The following is an 8,931-nucleotide window of genomic DNA, read 5'->3' on the forward strand; positions in this document are numbered from 1 at the left end:
CCGCTGACTGCGGGCTTTTTCGGCAAGTTCTACATTGTCGCTGCAGGTGCCGCCGTGGGAGCCTGGGTGCTCATCCTGATCCTGGTAGTTACCAGCACCATCGGACTCTTCTATTACCTGCGCATTGTGGTGGTGTTGTACCAACAACCGACCGAGAGCTATCAGGCTCACCAAGCTCTTCCACGCCGAGCGCCGGCGGAAAACCTGGTTCTGGCCGCGCTGACCGTGATTCTGCTCTGGCTGGGGGTTTACCCGACGTTGATGCTGAAAGTAATTCAAACCGCGATTGGTAGTTTGCTCTAAGCGGGTTGCATATTGGAGATGACCTATGTTTTCGTTAACCAGAATTCTGATCCCAATCGATTTTTCTCAAAGGTGCTTCGGTGCGACAAGTTATGCGATTCCTCTGGCTGAGCACTTCAATTCTGAAATCGACCTTCTACACGTGTTGCCGCCATACGAGGGATCCATGGAGCTTGGCGCAGAGAGCGTTACGGTCGGGGAAATGATGGCTGCACGAAAGGCGAAGGCACAAGAGCATCTGGACAACTTCCTGAACGCGGCGCTTCATCATCTGCGCGTAAAGCGGACCTTGCTGGATGGAGATCCCGCTTCGAGAATCGTTGAGTGGACACTGCGCGAGCGCTCCGATCTCATCATGATGGCCACGCACGGCTACGGTCCGTTTCGGCGCCTGCTCCTGGGTTCGGTCACGGCGAAGGTACTGCACGACACGAATTGTCCCGTTTGGACGGGTGTACATGTGGAGCAAGGACCGCCTGTGGCGTGGAGCGCGTTGGGTCGCATTGCCTGCGCCGTAGATCTCAGCCCGTCCAGCGAGGCGGCCCTTGATTGGGCAGCCCGCCTGGCTGGAGAATTCAAGGCTGCTCTCTCTTTGATCCACGTTGTGCCGAGGCTCAGCTCTCCGGGTGAAGATTACTATTCCCGTGAGTATCATCAGAAGGTGGCCGAGTCGGCGAACAGCCGCATCGCGCAATTTCAGAACAGGCTCGGAACGAGTGCTGCGGTTCTACTGGAAGCTGGAGAGGTACCTGCAGCGGTGTGCGCCGCTGCCGCGCGAGAGCACGCCGATCTGCTTGTGATTGGACGAGGTTTGATCGATGCCTCACGGTTGCCCACCAACGCCTATGCCATCATCCGGAAATCGCCATGCCCGGTTGTTAGCGTATAGCTTGCCATCGACTTCTGCCTCTGCGGAAGAAGCAAATTCTTGTTGAGAAGAGACAATGTACCGTTGATGCAGTGCTGTTTACTTCGCGATCATCTCCGATGCATACCGCTTTGCCATCTCACTCAGCGGAATTGCCTCGTAATCGCCCGAGTGCGTGGCTTGACCGAATTCGCGCATGCGCTGCACCACAATCTTCTTCATGGCCTCACGCGCCGGCTTGAGGTAATCGCGCGGATCAAACTTTTCCGGTGATTCGGCAAGCAGCTTGCGGATCGCCCCGGTGATTGCCAGCCGGCTGTCCGTATCGACATTGATCTTGCGCACGCCGTTCTTGATACCTAGTTGGATCTCTTCCACGGGAACACCCCACGTCTGCTTCAAATGCCCGCCGTACTTGTTCACGATATCCTGCAGATTCTGAGGAACGCTGGACGAACCGTGCATCACTAGATGCGTATTCGGCAGGCGGTGGTGAATTGCAATGAGGAGATCCATCTTCAGCACACTACCGTCAGGCTTCTTTGAGAATTTGTATGCGCCATGGCTCGTACCAATGGCCACAGCCAGGGCATCTACACCTGTCCGCATGGCAAATTCCACCGCTTGATCCGGATCCGTTAGGTGTTCCAGGCCGCTGCCACCTGCGCCGTGGCCATCTTCAACGCCTCCGAGCACACCGATCTCACCCTCGACGGAAATGCCGCGCTCGTGGGCATATTCCACCACGCGACGGGTCACCTCCACGTTCTCTTCAAACGTGGTCGGAGTCTTGCCGTCCTTCTTCAAGGAACCATCCATCATCACGCTGGTAAAGCCAAGCTTGATCGCCGATTGACAGGTTTCAAAGCTGTTGCCATGGTCCTGATGCATCACAATTGGAATCTCTGGATTTAACTCAGTCGCTGCGATCATCAAATGGAATAGGTAGTTATCCTGCGAGTAGCTGCGTGCACCCCGGCTGGCTTGAACTACCACCGGTGACTGGGTCTCCCTGGCCGCTTCCATGATTGCCTGAATTTGTTCCATGTTGTTAACGTTGAAGGCGCCAATGCCGTACTTGCCTTTGGCTGCCTCGTCCAGTACTTGCCGTAACGATACGAGCGGCATAATCCTAATCTCCTTCGAGAGCGACAATAGCAACCCTGCTCAGAATCTCCGTCAAGAACTGCGTGGCGTTGGGAACGTTATTAACAACCTCGACGAGGCTTGATTCACACATCCGCTTCTATTGTCAGATGCGGATGCACTCCGTCACAATGGATCGTTCATACCATCGGAAGGAACAAACATCACTCGACGGAAGAAGGAGCGATTCAAAGCAATGAGGCTCCGCTTGAACCAAGCATTGATCGGGTGGGAGACAGGATGAAATGGCCGTCAGAACAAGTCACACAAGCTTGCGCTGCATGGCGTGCGTCACCGCTTCCAGACGATTGTGCGTGCGCAGTTTCTGATTGATGTGGTGCAGATGATTTCGCAAGGTTTGCATCGTGATTCCGAGCTTGAGCGCGATTTCCGTCGAATTCTTACCCACGGAAAACAACTGCAGAATTTCTCGTTCCTGTTCGGAAAGCGGAGAAACGGGAGCCGGTCGCCCGGCAACGTCTGCAACGGTCACCAACTGTCGCGAAATCCGCGCCATCTTGCGGAGAAGTTCCTCGTTCTTTTTCTGTTCCGTGATGTCATGGGCTAACTGCACGATCAAATGCCGATGGTTGCGCGAGTTCTCATATACAAGCGTAGACACGCTCACCCACATCCGATGCCCCGAGCGGGTCTTCACCTCTAGGTCAAAGTTGGGGATGTCGAGATGTTTTGCGGCACACTCCGAGATGCCGCAATGATCGCCACACACTCGGGTGCCTAAAGCTCCACGCCCTTGTAGAAGCTCTTGGCAACTCTTCTTAAGAACCTCGACCTTGCTGTAACCGAATAATCTTTCCGCAGCCTTGTTCCAGGAACAAATCTTCCCCTGGTCGGTTATGGTGAAGGCGGCATCGGACGTGCCTTCGAGCAGATCGAATAGCTCCTGGTCACGCATCGCTACCCTCTCATGATGACTACTATATCTATCTCCTCGCAGTACAAACGGTTCATTGAAGGAGGCCGCTAATTCGTTAGATTCTATCATTTGGATGTAGGGAGATGGGTTGAACCTTTGCGACGGTGCTTACCCGTTTGTGTGGGCGGGTCCAAAGCGTACATGAGGATGGGGGACTGCCAATGGCGGGTGTTCAGATGAAAGAACGACCAAAACAATGAACATGGTGGATGGTGGCAATCCGGACGAAACTCGGAGGGTAAAATCCTTGATTTTGTCGATGGCCAGACAACGAATCCAACTCTGATTGCCAAAAACCCCGAAATTCAACACCGAATTACTTGTGGCTAAAAGTTGAACCTGGCAGAACAGCGGCAAGAATACCATAAAATTGTGCAGCAGATTTCTCCTCTGGCGGGAGATGCCGGAGTTTCGATTGAAGTGTCTGCGAATCTCGATACGACGAGTGAACAAATGCTGACACAAGGCGAAGACATGTTTACCCGATATCACCGTTCCAGTTTTCCAGCGTCTTTTTCAGCTCAGCCATAAACTTTCCAGCATCGGCGCCGTCAATAACACGATGGTCGAAGCCCAACGTCAGCCGCATGATGTGGCGGACAGCAATGCTGTCATTCCCGTCGGCGTCCGTCACGACCGTCGGCTCCTTGAACAGTCCGCCCACTCCAAGAATCGCCGTCTCCGGCTGGTTGATCACCGGAGTGCCGAATTGTTCGCCGAAGATGCCAGGATTGGTGATGGTAAACGTGCCTTCCGCCACCTCGTCCGGCTTTAGCTTTTTCGTGCGTGCCCGTGTTGCCAGGTCCGCAATAGCGCGCGCCAACCCCAGGAAACTGCACTCTTCCGCCTGCTTGATTACCGGAACGATCAGGCCCCAGTCGAGCGCGACGGCGATGCCGATGTTGATGCTCTTGTGGTAGCGGACGGCATTGCCTTCGAGCGATGCATTCACGATCGGCATCCTGCGCAGGCAACTGACTACGGCGCTGGCGATGAACGGCATGTAGGTCAGTTTGACGCCATTCCGTTGCTCGTACTTCGACTTTTCGTGCTCGCGAATCCGCACGATGCGCGTCATGTCGATTTTGAAGATGCTGTGGACATGGGCGCTGGTATGTTTCGACTCCACCATTCGCTGCGCGATGATGGAGCGCATCTTTGTCAGAGGAACCAGTTCTCCGGGGATCGATACTTCTGCGGGTGCAGATGCCGCTAGAGACGGCGCGACCGGCGGTGCCGTTGTGCCTGACTGCGGGGCAGCGGCTGCGGGTGCTGTGCTTTTGCCGAGTTGTCCAAGGTAAGCAAGAGCGTCGTCCTTGGTGATGCGTCCACCGGGTCCCGTACCGGGGATCTGAGAAAGATCGAGGTTGTTGTCTTTTGCAATGCGGCGCACCAGCGGCGAAGAACGGTACCGCTCTCCAGTCGTCGCCGTGCTTGCCTGTGCCGGGGAAGGAGCCGCTGGCGCTGCACTAGCTTGCGGAGCTGCCGCTACTTTCATTTCCGCAGGCAGTGCTGCAGATGCTGACACGGAGACGCTTCCTGCGCCGCTGCCGCCAATCACCGCAACGACTGTGTTGATCTCGACCGTAGCGCCTTTGGGGACTTGGATCGCCGTCAAAACACCCGCTGCCGGAGATGGAATTTCGGCGTCCACTTTATCGGTAGAAATTTCGAACAGGGGTTCATCCCGCTCCACCGTGTCGCCAACTTTTTTCAGCCACTTGGTGATCGTTCCCTCGAAGATGGATTCGCCCATCTGCGGCATCACCACGTTGGTGCCACCCGTCACCTGGGTTGGGCTCGATGGTGTGGGCTCATCCTTCTTCGCTGCGTCCGAAGCAACCGGAGCAGCTTTCGGAGCGGGGACAGATTCCTTTGCCTTTTCCGGCGCCGTCGCGACCGCCGCTTCCTTGGCCACTTTCGCCGCGTCCACAATCGTCCCAGAGCTCGATGCCGCTGCTCCGCCGCTTTCTCCGATCACGGCGACGATGGTGTTGATCCCCACCGTCGCACCCTCCGCGACCTTGATCTCCGTCAACACTCCGGACGCTGGCGCAGGAATCTCCGCATCCACCTTGTCGGTCGAAATCTCGAACAGCGGCTCGTCGCGCTCCACAGTATCGCCAACTTTCTTCAGCCACTTCGTAATTGTTCCCTCGAAGATTGACTCGCCCATCTGCGGCATCACGACGTTGGTTGGCATGGATTCCTTCCTGTTTTCAGTTCAATTTCAGATTGTCTTTAGTTGCAAATCATTCGGTACAGCGTTTGTCGCCCGTCGGCGCGTGCGCAATCTCGTGTCTGGATTCTTGCACTGTTACGCATTGATCGCCATGCCCTCGACCGCGCCAAAGCCATCCAACATGGCCTCGGCCAGCGTTGGATGCGCGTGGATCGTGAACATCATTTCTTCGACCGTTGCTTCCAACTCCATCGCCGTTACCGCTTCAGCAATTAACTCCGTCGCCTGCGGCCCGATGATGTGGACGCCATGGATTTCGCATATTTTGCATCCGCAACGACCTTCACAAAGCCGTCGTGCGAATCAACAATCGACGCCTTGGAGTTGGCCGTGAACGGAAATTTGCCCACCTTCACCTGCAAGCCCTTTTCCTTGGCTGCGGTTTCCGTCAGGCCCACGCTGCCAATCTGCGGCTCGCAATAGGTACACGCCGGAATGCGCTCGCGCTTCACCGGGCGCGCATATTTCCCGGCGATCTTGGCTGCTACCACCATGCCGCACATCGCGCCGACATGCGCCAGCTGCGGCAACCCGGCCACAATATCGCCAATCGCGTACACGCCCGGCTCCGTCGTTTGCATCCACTCGTTCACCGTGATAAATCCGCGATCCGGCTGGATGCTCGTCTTCTCCAGATCAACATTGCCCGTGCGCGGCGCGCGCCCCACAGCCACCAGCACCTTCTCCGCTTCCTTTACCATCTGCTTGCCGTCGAAGCCGGTCGCCGTCACCTTCACGCCATTTTTGGTCTTCTCCAGCTTCTCGAACTTCGTGCCGGCAAATGATTCAATCCCGCGCTTGCGGAAGGCTCGCACCAGTTCCTTGCTGACGTCTTCGTCCTCATTCGGCACCAGCCGCGGCAGAAATTCGATGATGGTGATCTCCGCGCCAAAACTCTTGAAGATCGATCCAAATTCCACGCCCACCGCACCCGCGCCAATTACCACGAGGGACTTGGGAATCTCTTTCAGCGATAGAATCTCCATGTTCGTCAGCACGTGGCTGTCCGGCTCCAACCCCGGCAGCATCTTGGCATCGGAACCTGTCGCGAGGATGACATTCTTCGCTTTCACCGGGCTGCGCTCGCCATCCGCGCCACCGCCGCCCTCCGTGTAGACCTCGACCGAATGCACGCCGTCCTTGGCCGGCCCGGTCAGCCGCCCATGACCTTCGTAGACGTTGACCTTGTTCTTCTTCATCAGGAACACCAGGCCCTTGGCATGCCTGTCGACGATGGCCTGCTTGCGCTTCTGGATGACGCCCCAGTTCAGCTTGCCCTCGCCCAATCCCTCGATGCCGTACTCCACCGCATGTTTCAGGTGATCATATACTTCGGCGTTGAATAGCAAAGACTTGGTCGGGATGCAACCCACGTGCAGGCAGGTCCCGCCGAGCTTACTTTCTTTTTCAATCAACGCGACTTTCAACCCGTACTGCCCAGCGCGAATCGCCGCAGTATAGCCAGCGGGCCCACCACCAATGATGGCGACGTCATAGATTCTTTCAGCCAAGGGGATGCTCCGTTCCGTTGTATTGTTGGGGTGATTGGATGCTCGACGACGCGCGCTCGAACCAAACACTTAATTTTACGGGAAGGGCAGGGAAGCGAAGGTGTAGCAAACGGAAGCCTTGCGATGCATCGAGTGCGAATTGAAGCCTGATTCGCAGGCATTGGACTACGAACCCAGCCTGTGGACCCGCACCGCTGTCGTGGACATTAACCAGAGCTATGACCAACACACTGCAGTACCCCAAGGGATCCGTTCCACGGACCCACGGCCTCCCTGTATTGATGGGCCATCACTCTTGAGATTTGATGCAAATGAGTTAAGTCATGAGCTGCCCAGGTCGCCAGCAACTCTGACAGAGTAACGGCTCGAAGGGCAGGATGTCGTCCGCGCAGTTCGAGATCTTCCTGCCGTAGATTCAATGCACGCAGTTCGTCCAGGTTTTCTGACCGCAAGCGAGCAAATTCATCCAATAACTGTCCCCAGCGACTTGCCTTGACATTCTCGTACGTGTCCCCAACGGTCAAAGGGCTCAAACGTCTCCGTTTCGCCAAATTGGAGCACCATCCTCGCCTTCTGCATCCAATCGGTGCGTTCGCCGTGAATCAGATGGCCGATGACATCGAACGTGCTCCAGGTGTCTTCACCTTCATTTCGCAACGTCCACGTCTCCGGAAGATCGCGCAGAAGCGCATCGAGAGCAGCGGGAGTGTGAGCGAGAAGAGATATGGTGTGTTGCAAGCTATGTTCCATCGCGCTCCTCAATTCGTAGCCAACGATTTTTCAAGAGGATTGTCCACAATTACATCCGCCCCGCACTCCCAATCATCCCGTTCGATCGAACCGGTCATCGTCGTGCTGGGTCGCCGAGCTCCGTGTCGACACCTAGTTCCGCGAATGCCTCCTGCGAACGTGTGACATCGAATTTTCCGCCGCGCGCCAGTTCTGATAGAGTTGCGGCAACAATCGACTCAGCACTCACTTCGAAGTAACGGCGTAGATGCTCGCGATTATCGCTGCGTCCAAAGCCGTCGGTTCCGAGTGTTACCAGCCGGTCGGTCAGCCATGGTGCGAGCTGATCCGGAACAGCCTTCATGTAATCGCTTGCAGCAACGATAGGGCCATTTGCGCCCCTGAGCGCTTCGACGATATAAGGGGTCTTCTGGGGCTCCGCTGGGTGCAGCCGGTTCCAGCGTTTGACACCCAGAGCTTCGCGTCGTAGCTCGTTATAGCTGGTCACGCTCCAGACATCGGCCTCCACGTTGTATTTTTCGTCAAGGATTTGCTGGGCACGCAGAGCCTCGTTGAGAATTGGACCGCTGCCGAACAGCTGGGCGACGGCATTCCCCTGCTTTGCACCTCTAACCTTGTATATGCCGCGTACGATGCCCTCTCGAACCCCTTCAGCCATCGCCGGCATGGCATAGTCTTCGTTGTACATCGTAATGTAGTAGAAGATGTTTTCGCCCTCCTGATACATAGGGCGGATGCCATCCTGAAGGATGACGGCTAGCTCGTAAGCATAAGCCGGGTCGTAACTGACGCAGTTGGGAATTGTGCTCATCAGCACGTGGCTGTGGCCGTCCTGGTGCTGCAAACCTTCACCCAGCATGGTGGTGCGGCCGGCTGTGCCAGCCATCAGAAAACCTTTGCCCCGCGAATCCGCGAAGGCCCACATCATGTCTCCCACACGCTGAAATCCGAACATCGAGTAGTACATGTAGAACGGAATAATAGGCACGCCGTAGTTCGAGTAAGCGGAGCCCGCCGCAGTGAACGAAGCCATCGAGCCAGCTTCGGTGATGCCTTCTTCCAGAATCTGCCCGTCGGTCTCCTCCCGGTAGTAGAGCAGCATGTCGACATCGTGCGGCTTGTACTTTTGTCCTTCACTCGCATAGATGCCGACCTGGCGTATGGCCGATTCCAG

The 8,931-nt window shown here is 56.2% G+C and carries 8 protein-coding genes and 1 pseudogene; 2 read left to right on the forward strand and 7 right to left on the reverse strand.

Annotated features, from left to right (window positions below):
• Positions 1-303 (forward strand): NADH-quinone oxidoreductase subunit N (locus ROO76_02395; GenBank protein MDT8066996.1); only part of this gene is annotated, 303 nt, incomplete at its 5' end.
• Positions 304-328: 25 nt separating this feature from the next.
• Complete coding sequence (locus tag ROO76_02400; protein MDT8066997.1) at positions 329-1,192, forward strand: universal stress protein; 864 nt, start codon at positions 329-331, stop codon at positions 1,190-1,192.
• A 78-nt stretch (positions 1,193-1,270) separates the two neighbouring features.
• Here ROO76_02400 and ROO76_02405 read toward each other — a convergent pair whose 3' ends face one another.
• From ROO76_02405 to ROO76_02435, 7 genes and pseudogenes are all read right to left on the reverse strand, one after another.
• On the reverse strand, positions 1,271-2,299 hold the full coding sequence (locus ROO76_02405; GenBank protein ID MDT8066998.1) for a ketose-bisphosphate aldolase: 1,029 nt from the start codon (positions 2,297-2,299) through the stop codon (positions 1,271-1,273).
• Between the two features lie 280 nt (positions 2,300-2,579).
• The gene (locus ROO76_02410) at positions 2,580-3,233 is read right to left on the reverse strand and encodes a PAS and helix-turn-helix domain-containing protein (protein ID MDT8066999.1); all 654 of its coding nucleotides are present in this window, start codon (positions 3,231-3,233) and stop codon (positions 2,580-2,582) included.
• Between the two features lie 499 nt (positions 3,234-3,732).
• Positions 3,733-5,457 (reverse strand): 2-oxoglutarate dehydrogenase, E2 component, dihydrolipoamide succinyltransferase, encoded by a 1,725-nt coding sequence (gene sucB, locus ROO76_02415; GenBank protein MDT8067000.1) that lies wholly within the window; start codon positions 5,455-5,457, stop codon positions 3,733-3,735.
• Positions 5,458-5,571: 114 nt separating this feature from the next.
• Positions 5,572-7,007: pseudogene (lpdA, locus tag ROO76_02420) on the reverse strand (dihydrolipoyl dehydrogenase).
• A 206-nt stretch (positions 7,008-7,213) separates the two neighbouring features.
• Complete coding sequence (locus ROO76_02425; GenBank protein ID MDT8067001.1) at positions 7,214-7,558, reverse strand: hypothetical protein; 345 nt, start codon at positions 7,556-7,558, stop codon at positions 7,214-7,216.
• A complete protein-coding gene (locus ROO76_02430; protein ID MDT8067002.1) occupies positions 7,470-7,757 on the reverse strand; it encodes a hypothetical protein in 288 nt (95 codons plus the stop codon). The genes ROO76_02425 and ROO76_02430 overlap by 89 nt, the downstream gene beginning before the upstream one ends.
• A gap of 94 nt (positions 7,758-7,851) precedes the next feature.
• The coding region (locus ROO76_02435; GenBank protein MDT8067003.1) for a pyruvate dehydrogenase (acetyl-transferring), homodimeric type at positions 7,852-8,931 on the reverse strand (1,080 nt) is incomplete at its 5' end.

It is taken from the genome of Terriglobia bacterium (assembly GCA_032252755.1).
In the GTDB taxonomy this organism is placed as follows: Bacteria; Acidobacteriota; Terriglobia; order Terriglobales; family Acidobacteriaceae; genus JAVUPY01.